This is a genomic window from Mesorhizobium sp. WSM4820 (assembly GCF_055811075.1).
Window position 1 is genome coordinate 1 of record NZ_JBVVQN010000040.1, and the last position, 17075, is coordinate 17075.

Genomic DNA, 17075 nt, shown 5'->3' on the forward strand with positions numbered 1-17075 from the left:
GGTATGACCGGAGACTTCGAGGAAGCCATCGAGGAAGGCGCCACTGTCGTGCGCGTCGGTCAGGCCATCTTCGGCAAACGGCCGACGCCTGACGGCCACTACTGGCCGGGTTTCGCCCCCACCGACCGAGGAATTGAACCATGATTTATCGCAAACGGCCTGTCTGGTTTTCCGATCACCCCCGCCGATCGTTCCGGCCGGGTCGACGTTGACGCGCTACGGAAACTGGTCTGCCGGCTGATCGCGGCTGAGGTCGATTCCGTCGGCCGGCTCGGCGGCACCGGCATTTATATGTATCTGATCGCGACGAACGACGCTGCGCACAGCTCTACATATAGCTAGGGTGTAAAGGCGTGCGCTAGCGCTCGCATCGGTGCTCCCTAGATCTAATTGAAAGCGCTTCTAGAAACTACTTCGTTCCCGTGAGCCGACAGGCAGCTTTCGGGCCCTAATGCGACACATTTGGTTCTCGGCTCGGAAGGGTCTTGGCGCAACTGAGCCCATGACGAATAGCGGATCCCAGCATGTGAGCGAAGTCGTTCTGACGTTGTTCGATGTTTGTTCGCCCAAAGTCGCATCAGAGGCACAGCGGAACGGGAGCTGAGCAGTTCCTGAACCGCCCGGCGCCTCCAGCGGCGATAATAATTCAGATATTCGCAGATGGGTCGCTCCACTTCCCGATCGGCGAACACCAGCAAGGATATGCCCAGGATACCGCATGGTCTTCGGCGTATACGGCTAGGTGAAGAAACGCACTCTCACAATTATGGACAGGCTACGGCCGTTCGGCAGCGGGCTTCGTCGCTGGCGAGGACGAGGGTGTCGGGTCTACGACGAAATGTCGGAGGTCGGACATGGAAGGCAGCTTACCATTTAGCTCGTTGAAAGCTTTGTTCCTTTGGCACGATTAGTGCAACGGATGATCCGCAACGTTGCACACAACCGACACGATGTGAGGGGAGCGTCATCCAGATGTTTGCGTTGACCGTCCCCTCAGCCCCAGTGGCAGCCGCGCAGGCGCTGGGGTCGCCGGCCAGTCTGATAGCTCATGGATCCAGTCGGCGGAGACAGTAGATAGAATGGGAGAGACACCAGTATGAACTGCGAATGTGATATGGTTGCTTGGGTAAGTGCCATCGCCTTGCTCTGGACGGCCACCGCTGCATCGGCGAACGAAGGCATCTGGATGCCGGCCCAGAGTGCGGAAGTCGGCGCGGCCATGCGCGCGGATGGGCTCCAGATCGATCCCGCGCAGCTGAGCCGTCTGGGCGCTGCCCCGCTTAACGCGATCGTTTCACTGGGCGGATGCTCCGCCTCATTCGTCAGTCCGCAAGGGCTAGTCGCCACCAACCATCACTGCGTGCTGGAATCCATCCAGTACAACAGCAAGGAGAGCCAAAACTATCTCACCAACGGGTTTCTGGCGAAGAGCCTGGGTGAAGAATTGCCTGCGGCGCCCGGCAGCCGCATCTATGTGATCGAGGATATGCGGGATGTGACCGCTGACATGCTCAAGGGCGTCTCAGACAAGCTGAACGGCTTTGCCCGCTATGAGCGGCTCGAAGCGAACCGCAAGGCGCTGATCGCCGCGTGTGAAGAACAGCCCAATCGCCGCTGCGACGTAGGGTCCTATTATGGCGGCGCCTCCTACCATCTCCAGCAGAAGCTCGAAATTCAGGACGTGCGCCTCGTCTATGCGCCCGGGCTCGGCATAGGTAACTTCGGCGGCGAAACGGACAATTGGATGTGGCCGCGCCACACAGGCGACTTTGGCTTTTATCGCGCCTATGTCGCCCCTGATGGTTCATCCCGGCCTTATGCGCGCGACAACGTGCCCTACCGGCCGAAGAACTGGCTGCGCATCGCCTCTAAAGGCGTGCAAGAAGGCGATTTCGTGATGGTCGCCGGCTTTCCCGGAGCAACCAATCGGTTCCTCACCGCCGATGAAGTCCGGTTCAACTTCGCGCACTACGAACCACTGTCCCAGCGTTTGCTCTCGGATTATGCGGCCCAGATCAAGCAAGCCACGGAAGGCAATCGCGAAGCGCAGATCCGCTACGCCTCCATCCGGCGGGGCGTGGAAAACTACAAGAAGAAGCTGGCGGGCGATCTTGCCGGCGCCGACGCGATCGGCCTCGACGCGCGCAAGGCTACCGAGGAGGAAGCTTTTCGCGCCTGGGTCGCTGAGTATCCCGTGCGGCACACGCGCTTTGACGCAGCAATCCGCGAACTGGACGCGATGGTGGGCGAGAATAGCCGGGCTTCGCTGGCGAGGCTGCGCCAGGCGTTGCTCAATCGCGCGCAACTACTGTCATCGGCACGCACTCTCTATCGCTGGACAAAGGAGCACGAGAAGCCCGATGAAGACCGTGAAAGCGGCTTTCAGGATCGTGACCGTAAAGAAATCTCGGATCAGCTGACGCAGATCGAACGCCGCTATTTGCCAGACATCGATCGAAAGCTTTTCGAGGCCGCACTCGACGAATATCGCCGGCTGGATGCAAAGGACCGCGATACTGCTTTCGAAAGCACTTTGGGCCAAATTGGCCTTGACCGACTTTATGCAGACACCAAACTCGCAGACACGGTAATGCGGCTCGGCTGGCTTGACAAGCCCGCTGCTGCCTTCGAGGCGTCGGAGGACCCTTTCATCAAGTTGGCGGTCGCTCTCTATCCCGGCGACATAGCTGCGAAGCACGCTGCGAAGGACCGCGCTGGACGCAGCCAGGCGGCTCGCGCCATCTATATGCACGGCCAGCGTGCCTACCGCCAGGCAATCGGCCGGCCGATGTATCCCGACGCGAATGGCTCGCTGCGCATCACCTGGGGCAAGGTGGCGGGGCGAACACGCGACGGGCAGATCTGGATGCCCTTTACCACGGCCGATGGACTTCTGGCCAAAGAAACGGGCAAGGGTGAGTTCGACGCTCCAGATGCGGCTATCGCAGCGATCCGAGCCAAGGATTATGGCCCCTATGCCGCGCCGGCGCTGGGCACGTTACCGGTCGACTTCCTGTCCACCGCCGACATCACCAACGGCAATAGCGGCTCGGCCACGCTGAACGGACGCGGCGAGTTCGTCGGCCTCGCCTTCGATGGCACGCTTGATGGAGTGATCTCCGATTGGGCATATGCCGCAGACCGCAATCGCAGCATCCATGTCGACAGTCGCTTCATGCTCTGGACCATGGACAAGATTGACGGCGCTAGCCGGTTGCTCAAGGAGATGGGAGTGCTGCCGGCGTCGCGCTCCTGAGCGGGGTAGTCTGGTGGTAGGGAAAGGCAATTCGGGGACATTGACGTGAGCTTGCCACAGCGATCGTTGATCGTGCCCGAATCGGCCGGCGCTCCAATGCATGTGCAACATTCAAAGGTTCGCCAGCGCCTGAGCCGTTGCCCAATACCGTTTCCCCTTGGCATAACTTCAAATGAAGTAACTCTGTGCAGTCGGCACCGATGCGCCTGAACATCGCACTTTCATCTTTTTTGCGTGTTTCGCAAACTCTGGACAGGGCTAAATTGCGGACGGCTGTTTCGCTAAGTCCACGCACAGCTTGCCGGCGTCTGTCCCCGGGAGAGCTGGCTTGATTTGTCTGAACAGTTTGGCGAGGACCGCGAAATGAAGGCAGCATAGGGAATGGAAGCGCCACGGGCGACGACTCGATAGAAGCGGTTCACCCGTTCGACCAGCGAAGTGACGTTCTTTAATCGCACTACTCAGGGTCCGAGCTGAAGCCCTCCATCGAGGAGCGGTTTTTCTTGAGCATGGCCTCAAGAGACGTGTTGAGGTTATCGTGCAGGCCTTTAGCACGATCCGCGGATGGTCTCAGGCACAGATCGCCCTTCACAACAGTGATGCGGCAAGCATCTGGATGCGAAAGATATTGTTACAGTAGGCGTCTCGAATGACTTCTCCGCGGGACGCCAAAAGCCGTCTCAGGCACCCCTGATTTACTCCCGCGTCTCATGCCGCCATTCGCGTCAATAGCCCTTGTCGGACGAGATCGATGCTCGCGGCAAGTGCGCCGGCGAGATCGTCCAGCGGGTGGGCTGCGTCGACAAACGGTGCGAATGAGAAGGGGCCCGCATAACCGCCATCAAGCAGCGCCCGGATCTGGCTGCCATTGTCGGAACCGAATAGGACGCGATCCGGGTAGATCCAGTGGATTGGATCGTTCACTCTTGAAATGTGCACGAGACCGGTCAGGTCGCAGGAGAAGAACGTCTCCCCGGCGAGCGTGTGATGAAACGTGTCGTGCACGAGGCGGAAGACGGACTGGCCATCAATGGCGGCAATGGCCTTAGCCGCTTCGTTCTTCGATCGAAGCGAGCAGCTCTGGAAGCCCAGCGGCTCGATGAGACCGATCAGGCCGCGCGACTGGAGAATCGGCTTGAGCGCCTTCAAGGCAAAGCGGAGATCGCCCCGGCGCTCGCCATTGGCGGGCCAGGAGCCGTCGTTGACAGGCATTAGCATGAGCGTCTTGGCTCCGCAGGCCGCCGCATAATCGGCGAGCTTGCTCGCTTCGGTCTTGCGGGCGGGTGTCCACTCATTGAAGCGCTGCAAGGCATTGATGGAAATAATCCCAACGCCTGCTTCGGCGGCGGCAGAGCGGACGTCTGCCGCCGGCATGCCGCGTGCAATAGCATTGCTGCGCTGTTGGCTGCGGATCTGGACATCGGTCAGGCCCTGGTCACGGGCAAAAGCGAAAAGTGCCCTGACGTCGAGTCCGGGCGCCGCCATGTGGTCGAGTGCAAAGCGGGGCGCTGCTTGGCGCATGGCTTGGCTTTCCTTCTATGTTCCCGGAAATTTCTCTTTGACGCTATTGCGACACTTGACTTAAGGCAAACGATTAGATCAGATGTTTTTCATCTGAAAAGGAGATGGCTGATGAACAGCGCCGACCTCAGGTTTTTCCAGGCGGTTGTGAGAGCAAACAGCACGGATTGAAGCACAATGGCTGGCCAGGGTGCTGCGCTTGCGCGTGCCATGCGGCCAAACTCATTTCGACATCGGTTAAGGAGCTTGAGGTCAGCACTGCTGCTGTTAAGACCGAGGTTCAACAATCAAATCGAGATCAGTAAGTGTGACTGTCGTCGAAGGTGACCCGCAGCAGCCGAGTGCCCCATCTGTGGGATGCCTCTCGTTTTGCCAAAACTTGGACAGTCACACGATCTTCGCATGATGGGGTCGGAACAGGAACTGCTCAAAATCGTACGAGGCATTTATCAACCAAAGGCAGCTACGGTTGATTTGATGATGATTCCTCCACCCAGGCTACGGCGCATCTGACGCCCCGTGGCGACGCGAAAAACTCTCAGTAGCTGCAGCGCCGGCGGCACGCGCGACCAGATGGTCCTCAAGACTTCTAGACCATACCGGGTTTTCCGAACGGCGCTCCCGGATACCACGCGCTGTGACCATCGGAAGCCAACCTCGTGGAAATACAGGTCGGCATGCTGCGGGCCAATATGATGAAAGACGCCGGCGATGGTACGGCGGACGCGGGAGTTGAAGCCCTCTACCGAATTGACGTGGACGGCATCGCGAACATACTCATCACTGGAACGCTTCACGGTCTCGTGCTTGGCAAAGCTCTCACCAATGGCCATGAATGCTTTCCACTCGTCGCTCATCAAATGAGCTCTCGACTCGATCTGCGCTTCAATGACGCGTTCGCTTGCTCGCGCTGAGAGACCGGTCACGACCGCGGCTCCGTTGCCCCACAGTCGAGAATGCGGATGTCGGGTGTGTGCATCGGTGATACATGCTTGCGCCGCGCGATAGGTCTCGGACCGCGCGTGGAAGGTGCGCATCCAGCCGATCTGGTGCGCGCTGATGCCCTTGGACGCGCTCGCCATTCGCTTCGGACCGAGGTTGGTCGCATCGGCCAGCATGTGCTCGGGGCGGCCGTGACGCTGCAACACCTTGCGCAGGAAGCGTTTGGCCGCCGGCAGATCACGATGCTCGCTGAATCAGAACTCGACGGTGTCGCCGACGCTGTCGATGGCGATAGAGATACATCCAGCGGCCGCGAACCTTGATACAGGTTTCGTCGATATGCCACCTTCCGCCGACGGCACGCTTGCGCCGATTGAAGCGTTTCAGCAGCAAGGGCGAGAAGTGAACGACCCAGCGGTGGATCGTCGAATGATCGATACTAATGCCGCGCTCGGCCATCATTTCCTTCAAATCGCGAAGGCTCAAGCCGTAGGCCAGATACCAGCGAACGCAAAGCAGAATGACGGACTGGTCGAAATGGCGGCCCTTGAACATCTGAACTCTCCGGCGAAACTACCAGAGGCCGTGCCATGCGCCTGGTTACCGAAGACTTTGCAACACAGCCTCGGTGCACATCTTCTGCTGAAAACCCGCACGCAGACCCTCGATGGCTCCCTGCGGTCGACCTTCCGGCAATGGTATCCCGGCATGGCGAACGACAATCACGAGAACGGCGAAATGGTCCGCACGGCTTGACCGCCCCACAAATCCTCATGCTCCCCTCGTACGGGCGTGAAGCATCTCGAGCATCGCAGGCCCGGCGCGCTCGACGATGGCGACGCCGGCCAGCAATCCTGCGCGCAGTTGCGGGGCAGGATCGGGTTAGCCGCGGAAGGAAGCGGCTTCCATTGCGCATGGGGATATGGAACCAGTCGAGGACATGCTCGCTCGCCTGCGATCATTTCCGCGTGCGACCGGACTTCTTCCCAACTGGCCGGTACGAAAGGTAATATCCTGATTGGGTCTGGACGCCTGCTTCTTGAGAGGGTCGAGAGTACGCCGTTGCAGCTCGCGATCATAGCCGCGCCGTTTCAGCCAGCGAGCGGCCTACGATCAGCTCGAATTTTTCTTTCGGTCGTCACGGGGCGGATGTACTCGGGAACCGGGCAGGTTCACGCGGGCAAGCATCCTGCATGAAGGATAACCGACAGGCGAGCGTTACCGCTTTCGCTAAGACGCCGCCAATTCCGGCGGCATTGGCGGCCAAGCGAGCGCCGTTCGACGCGCAGGCTATTCGCCGTTGGACTTTAGGAAGGCGACCGTCGCTAAGATCAGCTTGTCCACGGTCTTGGCACTCTGTTCAACGCCGAAACCATGATCAATGGGTTCAGCCCACAGTTCTTCCGGACCGTCGTGATAAGCCAGCAACGACTTGGCGAGAACGGGTTGGGAAAGACGATGCTATCGCGCGTGCCGACCGCGAGGAACAGCGGCCCCTTGTAGCGCGAGATTTCGCCGGCAGGCTGCACCGCGTAGAGGCTCTCGAAGAAGCGGCCTTTCAAGGGAATTTCCTTCCCATCTCCGACGCGCTTGGCCGGATAGACTTTATCGCCCGCTGTCACAGCTTCCGCCATCTGCTTTTCGCCAAATATGGAGATGAACGCTGCCGGAAGATTGATGCCGGGGTTCCAGAGCACGACAGACTTTAAAGGCGTTTTCGTCCGGCCGGCAACTGCTGTCGTGACCGCACCGCCCAGGCTCATTCCCATCAACGAAATACGTTTGCCGTCGATGCTGTCATGCGCCGATAGGAAGTCGAGCGCTGCTTGTGTGTCCGTTATCTCGGTTTCGACGGTCATGTCTTCGAACTTGCCGTCACTCGCGCCGCTGCCGCGAAAATCGATCCGAAGCGAAGCGATGCCATTCTTTGCGAGCACCGGCGCGGCACGCCCGAACAGGCCTTCCTTCACCGCCTCCGAACTCCATTCGTTGCGGCTGCCGGTGAAACCGTGAAGCATCAGGATGACGGGAGGATTCGCGACATCATCCGGCCTGACCATCGTGCCTACGATTGTCTGGCCTGGTTGTCATCAGCATTCCCAGTGACGCTGCAACGGTTCGGTGTAGCTGTTCATTGCTGCTCTCTGCTTGTTGTTTGAATTTGCGCGGCCGGTCAAAGCTGATGGCGAGGCCGTATCGGACTGGCATTAGACATTGACGTCTTTCCCCGCCGCGATGCCTGATTTCCGCGAAGCTCGCCGGTTATGAATTGAGCTCGACCAAGGCCGAAGGACCAATCCGCGTCACCATTTTCTACGATACTGACCACAACATCTGCAGGGTCGATCGCACACAAAAGCCCTGCCGCAACGAAACGATAGAAGGCCTGTTTGTCGTCAGTTGACCACGCTCGCGAGATCACCTCGATAATGATCAGCCTGTCACTAAAGACCAAGACCGGTATCCTCCGCGCGCACATGCGATCTCTCGTGTTCGATCAGGATCTGATAGCGATCGGCTGGCGGTACATGGAAAGCCCTGACCACCGCCTCATGGATGCAGTCGAGGATCTTGTCCTGCTCCCCAGGCGATCGGCCCTTCAGAAGGTTAATTTTTATCAGCGGCATGGGTCGTGCTCGGAAATAGGAAAGAGGGCGGGGACGCGCACTCGGCGTCCCGGTGAATATTCAGATTGCCCTCGCCGGTAGGCCGGTTGGGGCAGCCTCGGGTTCCCCAGCCAGCGCGCAGGGGAACCAGAGAACATTTACGACTGCGCTCATGATCGCGATCGCAATGGGATAGGCCAGGCCCGCATAGATGTTGCCCGTGTAGGCAACCAGCGACAGGTTAATGAGGGGAACAAAGCCGCCAAACACGCCTGTGCCGATGTGATAGGGCAGCGAGAGCGAGGTGTAGCGCAATTTCGCCGGGAAGAGCTCGACGAGGAAAGCTGCCATAGGGCCATAGACCAATCCTACGAAAACGAGTTGGGCGACGATCAGCGCTGTTACCAAAACGAAGTTCTGGGCAGCGACGGCGGCGGCGATGCCCTGATAGATTGGAACATAGAACGCGGCTGCCAGAATGAAACCGGTGACAATCAACTTGCGGCGGCCGATCCGGTCGGACAAGGCGCCGAAGAAAACGATGAGGGGCGTTCCGATCACCAAAGCAGCAGCAAGGCAAATGTTCGCTGTCAGGAAGTCAAGCTTCAGCACGCTTTGCAAGAAATACAGTGCGTAGAACTGGCCTGTATACCAAACGCACCCCAGACCGGCGGTCGCCCCGAACAATGCAAAGGCTGCATAACGCACGCCATGACCGGTGGCGAAACTCTCACGGATTGGGCTCTTTGCGGTGTTCCCGCCTTTGCGAAGCTCCTCGAATACCGGGGATTCGCTCAGCTTGAGGCGCAGATAAAGGGACAGCACGATCAAAACCGATGATAGCAGGAACGGAATTCTCCAACCCCATTGCTTGAAGAGTTCTTCGCCGAGCGACAGCCGGCACGTAAGCACGACGACAATCGCCAGAAAAAAGCCAACGGTTGCCGTTGTCTGGATAAAGCTCGTGAAGAACCCGCGCCGGTTCGCCGGTGCGTGTTCTGCAACGTAAACGGCGGCGCCGCCGTATTCGCCGCCGATCGCCAATCCCTGGATGAGCCGAAGGACCACAAGAGCGATCGGCGCGAAATATCCCGCGGTCTCAAAGGTTGGCAAGACGCCGACGAGCGCGGTCGCAATGCCCATCAGAATGAGCGTCATCAAGAACGTGCTCTTGCGTCCGACGCGGTCGCCGATGCTGCCGAACAGCAGGGCTCCCAATGGGCGCACGAGGAAGCCTGTGGCAAAGGTTGCGACGCTGATCAGAACAGCTGCCGTCGGTTCATTGGCAGGGTAGAAGAGCGTTGAGAAGAAAATCGCCAGACTTCGTAAAGATGGAAGTCATACCATTCGATGACCGTGCCGGCGCTTGATGCAAGGACGACGGTCCTGGTTTTTGGGCGGAGTCGCCCCTTTCCTGTAGCTGTTGCATGCTGCAGTTCCCCTTTATGTTTTTGAAAGCAGTCGGCCCTCTCATCAGGGCCGTGGTAAGTCAGTTCGCGATGCGCTGATCGAATGCGTAGACGCCAAGTCTTTCGCTTGCCTCGCGCACCGTTCGGCGGACGATGTCCTTCGCCGACGGCAGATCGTTGATGAGGCCCACCGCCTCACCGACAGTCACGTTGGCCGTGTCATAGTCGCCAGAGGCCCATGCCGCCTCGACCTTCGACAATTCTTCGGAATGCAGCGTGCGCAGCTCTTCTTCCCGCCCGTGCCACTTGTCGATGAAGCCGTTTTTGAGCAGTCGGCCGGTATAGCCAGCGGGCCAGGCCTTCTGACGGACGATATCGTAGACGGAAGTCCGGATTGTCTCGTCGCCAGAGGCAGCGACTACCTTGTCCTTGGCTGCCGGATGGATGAGCGACTCTCGCGTAGCCCAGAACCTAGTTCCCATCAGGACCCCGTCTGCTCCGAGCATCAGCGAAGCGGCCAGGCCCCTACCGTCGGCAATGCCGCCTGCCGCCACGACAATGACAGAAGGCGAAATCTTTGCCACCAGATCCACGACTGCGGGAACGAAGGGCATCGTTGACCGCGCGACCAGGCCATGGCCGCCGGCCTCGGTCCCCTGAACAATAAGAACGTCGGCGCCAACGTCGATTGCGCGCCGGGCATGTTCGAGTGTGTGGATCATGCAAATCAGCGGAACACCCGCCTGCTTGACCCGTGCCGCGAGCTTCGCCGGATCCGAAAACGAAAGCATCATCGCGGACGGACGCTCCGCAAGTGCGCGGTCAAACAGATCAAGGTCGGCTTCAACTGCCCAGGCGATGAACCCGCAGCCAACGCGTTCATTGGTGATCAGCGACGACTCTGTTTCGTACCATTGACGATCAGCATATCCCCCACCCAACAGGCCCAGACCGCCGGCGTCGGCGACGGCGGACGCAAGCGCGCCACCCGCGGCCGGTGTCATCGGGGCAAGGATGATGGGATGCTTGATTTCGAAAAATTCTGTCAGACGCGTTCGTATCGTCATCAATACTTCTCCCAGTTTGAGGAATGTTCCCGGAAATTTTTCTTTGACGCTATTGCGACACTTGACTTAAGACAAACGATTAGATCAGATGTTTTTCATCTGAAAAGGAGATGGCCGATGAACAGCGCCGACCTCAGGTTTTTCCAGGCGGTGGTGAGAGCAAACAGTATCGGAGGGGCTGCCGGTGTGCTCAACACGGTGCAATCCAACGTCACCGCGAGAATAAAATCGCTTGAGGAGGAAATCGGTGCTCCGCTTTTTCATCGGTCCAGGCGAGGGGTTACACTGACAGCCACCGGCATTCAGCTCGTTCCCTATGCCGAGCGCGTCGGAGAGCTTCTGGACGAAGCCAAGCGCGTCGTCACAGACCGCGGTACGCCGTGCGGTTTACTCAGGATCGGCTCCATGGAGACCACTGCAGCGCTTCGCCTTCCACCGATCCTGATCCGCTATGCTGCAGAATATCCAGAGGTCGACGTACTGGTGGAGGCTGCCCCGACGGAACAGCTCGTCAGCGAGGTCGTCGGACGCAAACTGGATGGCGCGTTCGTCTCCGGCCCCATCGCTCATCCCGAACTGAAGAGCCTATCGATCGTCGAAGAGGAGCTCGTTGTGATCTCCTCGCCGCGGTTTCGCGAGCTTTCGGATCTGAAGGCCTTGGCCGCATCGCCGGCTCTGAAGGTCCTCGCTTTTCGATCGGGCTGTTCCTATCGCCGGCGCATGGACATGTTCCTGGCGGCGTGTGGGGTAACGCATGTCCGCTGGATGGAACTCGGAACAATGGACGGGATCATCGGCTGCGTCGCCGCCGGGTTAGGGATGGCCATGCTACCTCGGGGGGTCGTTCAGGATGCGGCAGCCGACGGACAGGTCATCATACACCCGCTACCTGACAATCTGCGGTCGGCGCCGACTGTTTTTGTGACGCGGAGCGACGAGTATCTCTCCGCGGCACTTCAGGCTTTCATGGCGGTGGCGTCTGAGGCGCATTCACGGCCTCAGCCGGCAGGACCAGAGCCGGCCCGACAACTGCAGCGGGCTTAAGAAAGGTGGAGCAAAAACAAGGGGTCAGTCAGATCTATCTGACGCATCACCAGCATCTTTGCGATATCGCCCGGCGGGTTTGCCCCAATGCGCGCATACACGAGCTGGCCGTGCCGCTCGAGCCGGAACGCCGAGCTGCGTGACACGTCGAAGCCCCAGAGCTGCCCTATCAAGGCCGGCCGGGCCGGCGACCAGCACCCGGCAGCCGGGCAGCGCGCCAAAAGGCCCCCGCCCGTCATATGAACTGCATCCCTCATAGTGCGTCGCAACATTTTGATGCTGCACTGCGGAACATTGCGGTAAAGCGGGAGTTCTCTGTGCTTCTAGCAAGCGAGGGCTCGATGAGGCGCTACAAGATTCTGCCGTCGGAACCAGGGCTGTGGTCTGTGATCGATAGCCTGACCGGGCTTCCCGCCGAGAGATACGGTCGGCCGCTCACCGGGCTGACCCGGTACGAAGCCGAAGAGGCTGCCTTTAACCTCAGCGAGAGCACTCCGCCATGGATGGCCTTGGTCAGACGTCGCAGACCTTAATCAAGGCTGCCGAATCCACGGATGGTCGAACGCGATGCGCCTCCCACTCCATCACACCCTTTCGCGTAACCTCTCACCTCTTCCTTCTGGATGCGTGCGTCATGGCAGGGGGCGCATGTGCTCCCCAGTTCGCCCTGGCATAAGAGCCGGACCGTCGCGGTGCGCCACCAGATGGTTGGCGACCGTGGCCGGAATCGTCGCCCGTTCTCTTGCCGATGAAGTGCGGGGTGCCCGACACCGAAATGGCGCGCGAGCCTTCTGCCGATCTTGACACGGGCGATCGACTGGAACCTCATCGAGCAGCAGTATGACGAATTGATCAAATATGCGGCGGCCCTGCAGCACCGCACGGCCGATGCGGAATCGATCCTGCGCCGCTTTGCGCGGGCGAGCGTGCAGCGCCCAAGCTACAGGGCGCTGGCCCAACTCGGCAAGGCAATCAAGACCATTTTTCTCACCGCTATCTCGGCTCGGAAGCCTTCCGGCGCGAAATCCACGAAGTGTCGCTTGGCAGTTAATAGTGAGAACGCAGTCGTTGAATCAGGTTTGGCAGTTTATTGCGAGAATGGCGTAGCTCGGATTCTTCATTTTAACTGCAATCGCATCAGTGCAGTGGTGCTGAACTTCCTGGCGAGGCGACCGGCATCTTCGTGCTGGAGGAGAATATCGGACCGGTGCGTTGCGCGGTGAGCAAGCACGACGGCCCGACCTTCGACGAGTTCGATCTGGCGAAACTGCCGCTCTTTCGCAACGTGGTCGATCTTCAGCGACAGCCTAGCGACCCCGGCTTCTAAACGCCGTCATGGAGTAGCTCCTGCACTCGTTCGACCGAAATGTCCGATTCAAAGATCAGGTCGTGAGGGAATGTCCTCCCCGCAGATGATCGGCAGTCGCTCGATCGCGCGACGCGTGGGATCGGCTTCTTCCGTGAACCCGCAGGTCGATATCAGAAAAAGGTTGCGGCGGTTACCGCGAACTCATGGCTGGCGCAGCAAGCGCTCTTTTCAGCAAGCGCCCTGGTCGGGAGCCGGTGAGGATGAAATTCGGCTCGGGTGCGACGATTACATGCTCGAGGTTCCATCCGGTCTTCCCGAGCATGTCTATAGCGACCTTTTTGTGTCCGAAACTGAACAAGAGTGTCGGAGCCCCACCCGCTGGCCGTTACAGCCAAGCACCGGCTGGCGAGCAAGCGGTGGAACGAAACGGAGCGCAAATCCGGCACGGAAATTGCGCTGATCTCGTAAGTGAGACGTCGGCAGGGCGTCGTGGAGGACCGAGAAATCAACCAGGAGCGTGCTCGATGCCCGCAATGAGACGGCCAGAACAGGACGATGAACCCAGCCACACCTGGGGAGCTGGAACGCTATAGCCAGCCGCGGCGCCTCCTTATAGATCGCGCCTCCTTCAGCCAAGCCGTCCACCAGCACTACGAGGGCCACCCTATGCAGCTCTCGAACGTGGCCACAGTGCGCATGTTCATTCAAGTGCGCCCCTCAGCCTTGCGTGGTCCGCTCGAAGCGCGCCGGGAACGCATTGTGTGTAGACGAGGAACCTGCGCTTGGCAGTTAAGGGGGCGCGCGCTCTCGCACTCCTCCGATGCGCCCACCCATTCTTCTGATCAGCCGGTTTGACCCGCCATGTCGCCTTCGCATTTCATCTATCGCCCCTTTGAGACGCTTATCCGCCCGCTGGATATCCCCTACGCGCCTTTGCCGGCAACAGGTCCGTTTGCGCTGCTTCTGCATTTCGCACGCATGTTCCGTGGCGTGCTGGCGGCCATCGCCGTCTTCATGATGGCGGTCGAGGGAATCAACCTCGCGGTGATCTGGGGCATGTATATCATTGTGGACGGGGTGAGCAGGAACGGTGCGGCGGTTTTCCTTGAGGAAGCTTGGCCTATGCTCACGTTCCTCGGCCTGCTGATGTTCCCCGTGCAACCGCTGCTGATGTTCATCGCCAAGACATTGGGTTCCCAGGCAGTGTCCGTATGCATGCCCGCGGCTATGCAATGGCATGGCTACAAGGCGGTCGAACGTCAGGACCTTGCATTCTTCCACGATCTCTTCGCCGGCCAGGTGGCGTCGCGCATTTCGCAACTCGCCGCCGCCGTGCAGCAGCAGATCGTCGTAGCGTCTTCCAGCATACCGTATTTTCTCGTGCAGTTTCTCGGTTCGCTTTCGCTGCTTGCCACGCTGTCCTGGCCGCTGGCGCTTCCGGTCTTTTTTTGGATCGTGGCGAACGTCACAGTCGCGGTTGTGGCAGTGCCATATTTTGCCGTGCGGTCCCGCCACTCTGCCCGCGCGCGCAGCCTCGTCGTCGGCGCCATGACCGACCTCTACAGCAACATCCACGTGGTCAAGCTGTTTGCGGCCGAAGACAGCGAGGCGGACGCAATGCGCACCATCATGGGAGATGCCATTGAGACGCAACAGCTTGAACGGCGCATTCACTTAACAAGCGACACCAGCGTCGTCCTGCTGAACGTACTTCTTTCGCTGACCAACATCGCCGTCGGGCTCTGGGGACTCGTGGCCGGTTTTGTCACCACCGGCCAATTTGTTGCTTCAATCGCACTCGTTCAGCGGCTCAACGCCAACTCCCTGGCCTTTCTCCAGCTAGGACAGCAGATATTCCAGGCTGTGGGCACGATACGCGACGCGATGCCGGTCATCACCACGCCTTCAACGGTAACCGATGTCTCCGGAGCCAGGCCGCTGGCCGTTGTCGCCGGCGCGGTCGAGTTCAGAGATATCCGGTTCGAGTACCGGCAAGGAAAAGGGGTAATCGAGAATCTATCGCTCAGGGTCCGCGCCGGCGAGAAGGTCGGGCTCGTCGGCATGTCGGGGTCCGGCAAGTCAACGCTTGTCAGCCTGCTTCTGCGGTTCTTCGACGTAAACGATGGCGCAATCGTCGTCGACGGCCAGGATATCCGTTCGGTGACGCAGGCAAGCCTGCGTCAGAATATCGGGGTCGTGACCCAGGATGTCTCGTTGCTCCATCGCTCTGTCGGGGACAATATCCGTTACGGCCGGCCGGATGCCTCGCCGGAGGAGGTCGAACGCGCCGCAATGCTGGCCGATGCGGACGGTTTCGTGGCCGATCTCAAGGACAGCGAAAACCGCACCGGCTACGATGCTTTCGTCGGTGACCGCGGGGTGAAGCTTTCTGGCGGCCAGCGTCAGCGGGTCGCCATCGCTCGGGTGCTGCTTAAGGACGCGCCAATCCTCCTTCTAGACGAGGCGACTTCTGCCCTGGACAGTGAAGCCGAGGCGGCGGTCCAAGAAAAACTCGAGCTTATAATGGAGGGCAAGACGGTGATCGCCATTGCCCACCGCCTGTCGACGATTGCCAGCATGGACAGGATCGTCGTGCTCGACAAAGGGCGCATCGTTGAGGAGGGCTCCCCCTCGGAGCTACTCAAACGCGACGGCCTGTATGCCCGCCTGTGGCGGCGGCAGACCGGCGGCCACATTGCCGACAGTTCCGAGGAGAGATAAGCCGACTGGAAGGTCGTTCGTCACGGCTCCGCGCTGCTCGCAATGCTTGGCTGTTGTCGTAGAGAGCGGGCATGTTCGCGTTAGACAAATCTCGGCTTTCGCCGCCTCCGTCGCAAATGTGTGGGAATGGGCGACGAGATTGCCACAAGAGCTCTTCGGTTCTATCGCGAGAAGCTGACCGCCCGCGGCCGTGCCGATGCTGGTACCGCCGAGTCTTAAGCAGTGGTGATCGCTCGACTTTGTCTCCGACCGTTCCCATCCTCACTGTCGTCGACGATTGGACGCGGGACACAAAGCGCGTTGCTGAGGCGGTGCCCGAACGTGCAAGGACACAGAAGCTTACGATACGAGGGGTGAGCCGAGTCGAAAAACGCATTGGAAACTCCGTCTGGTGCAATCCGGACCGGGTCACAAGGCGTGGTACAAGAGTTGGGTGACGCAACACCGCTGGTTAATTGCGCCGGTGCTATCGCGGCCTCTGGTCCGCAACGGCGCAGGCAACACCCCGAGGAGCAGGGGCGCATGGCAGATTGCCCCAACCGGCTCGACGTCGCCATGCTCGACGAGCTTCGGGAATTGGGGTCGGCGAACGCATGACCGGCAGGGCCGGGGGGTGGCTCGTTTGCCGATGCCACTGCAATTGGCCCCGCAACGGGGTCGCGAGCCGGAATTCAACCAAGGCCGTTCGCCCTAAAACTGATCCAGCTCAAGGCAGCCCACCGCTACCCATGTAGAACGGGCAACGAGCGCGGTGCGCACCAGACAAAGGGCAATGACCAAAGCCGTCCTCGACATCGCATCGGAGTTCAACGTCTTTGCACCAATGCCCAGGAATGGTCGAGGCGACAAACAACTCCCCGCGTACAGGCGCTGAGAGCCGCCGACGTTTAACGGAAAATCACAAACGGGCTATCCCGATCCCTGGGGGGCCAAGGAGGCCGCCCCATGAATCGCTGCACATCATCAGTTGCAACTCTTGCTTTCGCCACCGTCTGCACATTGTCTGCCGTCGCTACGGCGGCGGATCGGACCATCTATGCAGCGCCCGACAAGAGCCTCGTGTTTCTTAGTGGCGTCGGCTACACGTGGCTCAAGGCCAACGAGCTTGTCTACGACAGGGGCAGATCACAATGGGCACGAACAATCCGCCGCTTTCGCCCGAGGACGTCGAACGCTTCGGGCCTGATCCCCTTACCAGCT

The 17075-nt window shown here is 59.8% G+C and carries 10 protein-coding genes and 5 pseudogenes; 7 read left to right on the top strand and 8 right to left on the bottom strand.

Annotation, left to right across the window (positions count from 1 at the left end; genetic code table 11):
* Together AC0L2R_RS33010 and AC0L2R_RS33015 are read left to right on the top strand one after the other, a co-directional pair.
* Positions 1 to 144: pseudogene (locus AC0L2R_RS33010) on the top strand (YggS family pyridoxal phosphate-dependent enzyme); the annotation flags it as partial.
* 970 nt (positions 145 to 1114) lie between these two features.
* Positions 1115 to 3256: a S46 family peptidase gene (locus AC0L2R_RS33015; RefSeq protein ID WP_473513943.1), complete on the top strand. Its 2142-nt coding sequence runs from the start codon at positions 1115 to 1117 to the stop codon at positions 3254 to 3256.
* Between the two features lie 708 nt (positions 3257 to 3964).
* Here the strand turns inward: AC0L2R_RS33015 and AC0L2R_RS33020 are convergent.
* The 8 genes and pseudogenes from AC0L2R_RS33020 to AC0L2R_RS33055 all read right to left on the bottom strand — a co-directional run bounded on the left by AC0L2R_RS33020 (position 3965) and on the right by AC0L2R_RS33055 (position 10801).
* On the bottom strand, positions 3965 to 4777 hold the full coding sequence (locus AC0L2R_RS33020) for a TIM barrel protein (RefSeq protein ID WP_473513945.1): 813 nt from the start codon (positions 4775 to 4777) through the stop codon (positions 3965 to 3967).
* A gap of 449 nt (positions 4778 to 5226) precedes the next feature.
* The gene (locus AC0L2R_RS33025; protein ID WP_473513958.1) at positions 5227 to 5859 is read right to left on the bottom strand and encodes an IS1595 family transposase; all 633 of its coding nucleotides are present in this window, start codon (positions 5857 to 5859) and stop codon (positions 5227 to 5229) included.
* A pseudogene (locus tag AC0L2R_RS33030) lies at positions 5851 to 6274 on the bottom strand (IS6 family transposase); the annotation flags it as partial. The pseudogene AC0L2R_RS33030 and the gene AC0L2R_RS33025, both read right to left, overlap by 9 nt.
* Before the next feature lie 776 nt (positions 6275 to 7050).
* Positions 7051 to 7791 carry an alpha/beta hydrolase family protein gene (locus AC0L2R_RS33035; RefSeq protein ID WP_473513960.1) on the bottom strand — a complete coding sequence of 247 codons (741 nt, stop codon included), beginning with the start codon at positions 7789 to 7791 and terminating at the stop codon, positions 7051 to 7053.
* A gap of 101 nt (positions 7792 to 7892) precedes the next feature.
* Positions 7893 to 8198 (bottom strand): tautomerase family protein, encoded by a 306-nt coding sequence (locus tag AC0L2R_RS33040; protein ID WP_473513947.1) that lies wholly within the window; start codon positions 8196 to 8198, stop codon positions 7893 to 7895.
* The gene (locus AC0L2R_RS33045) at positions 8164 to 8346 is read right to left on the bottom strand and encodes a tautomerase family protein (protein ID WP_473513948.1); all 183 of its coding nucleotides are present in this window, start codon (positions 8344 to 8346) and stop codon (positions 8164 to 8166) included. The genes AC0L2R_RS33040 and AC0L2R_RS33045 overlap by 35 nt, the downstream gene beginning before the upstream one ends.
* Before the next feature lie 60 nt (positions 8347 to 8406).
* Positions 8407 to 9552: an MFS transporter gene (locus tag AC0L2R_RS33050; protein WP_473513950.1), complete on the bottom strand. Its 1146-nt coding sequence runs from the start codon at positions 9550 to 9552 to the stop codon at positions 8407 to 8409.
* Between the two features lie 262 nt (positions 9553 to 9814).
* Positions 9815 to 10801 (bottom strand): NAD(P)H-dependent flavin oxidoreductase, encoded by a 987-nt coding sequence (locus AC0L2R_RS33055; RefSeq protein ID WP_473513952.1) that lies wholly within the window; start codon positions 10799 to 10801, stop codon positions 9815 to 9817.
* On the opposite strand from AC0L2R_RS33055, the gene AC0L2R_RS33060 reads away from it, so the two are divergent.
* The 5 genes and pseudogenes from AC0L2R_RS33060 to AC0L2R_RS33080 all read left to right on the top strand — a co-directional run.
* On the top strand, positions 10757 to 11845 hold the full coding sequence (locus AC0L2R_RS33060) for a LysR family transcriptional regulator (RefSeq protein WP_473513954.1): 1089 nt from the start codon (positions 10757 to 10759) through the stop codon (positions 11843 to 11845). The genes AC0L2R_RS33055 and AC0L2R_RS33060 overlap by 45 nt on opposite strands.
* Before the next feature lie 788 nt (positions 11846 to 12633).
* Positions 12634 to 12875: pseudogene (locus AC0L2R_RS33065) on the top strand (Tn3 family transposase); the annotation flags it as partial.
* Between the two features lie 132 nt (positions 12876 to 13007).
* Positions 13008 to 13118 (top strand): annotated as a pseudogene (locus AC0L2R_RS33070) (phenazine biosynthesis protein PhzF); the annotation flags it as partial.
* Positions 13119 to 14015: 897 nt separating this feature from the next.
* Entirely contained in the window at positions 14016 to 15875 is a 1860-nt protein-coding gene (locus AC0L2R_RS33075) for an ABC transporter ATP-binding protein (RefSeq protein ID WP_473513956.1), read from the top strand.
* 945 nt (positions 15876 to 16820) lie between these two features.
* Positions 16821 to 17075 (top strand): annotated as a pseudogene (locus AC0L2R_RS33080) (hypothetical protein); the annotation flags it as partial.

Bases quoted from the DNA above. Each gene is read 5' to 3' on its own strand.
- AC0L2R_RS33015 (WP_473513943.1), top strand. From the start codon at position 1,115: ATGGTTGCTTGGGTAAGTGCCATCGCCTTGCTCTGGACGGCCACCGCT.
- AC0L2R_RS33020 (WP_473513945.1), bottom strand. From the start codon at position 4,777: ATGCGCCAAGCAGCGCCCCGCTTTGCACTCGACCACATGGCGGCGCCC.
- AC0L2R_RS33025 (WP_473513958.1), bottom strand. From the start codon at position 5,859: ATGGCGAGCGCGTCCAAGGGCATCAGCGCGCACCAGATCGGCTGGATG.
- AC0L2R_RS33040 (WP_473513947.1), bottom strand. From the start codon at position 8,198: ATGTGCGCGCGGAGGATACCGGTCTTGGTCTTTAGTGACAGGCTGATC.
- AC0L2R_RS33045 (WP_473513948.1), bottom strand. From the start codon at position 8,346: ATGCCGCTGATAAAAATTAACCTTCTGAAGGGCCGATCGCCTGGGGAG.
- AC0L2R_RS33060 (WP_473513954.1), top strand. From the start codon at position 10,757: ATGCTTGATTTCGAAAAATTCTGTCAGACGCGTTCGTATCGTCATCAA.
- AC0L2R_RS33055 (WP_473513952.1), bottom strand. From the start codon at position 10,801: ATGACGATACGAACGCGTCTGACAGAATTTTTCGAAATCAAGCATCCC.
- AC0L2R_RS33075 (WP_473513956.1), top strand. From the start codon at position 14,016: ATGTCGCCTTCGCATTTCATCTATCGCCCCTTTGAGACGCTTATCCGC.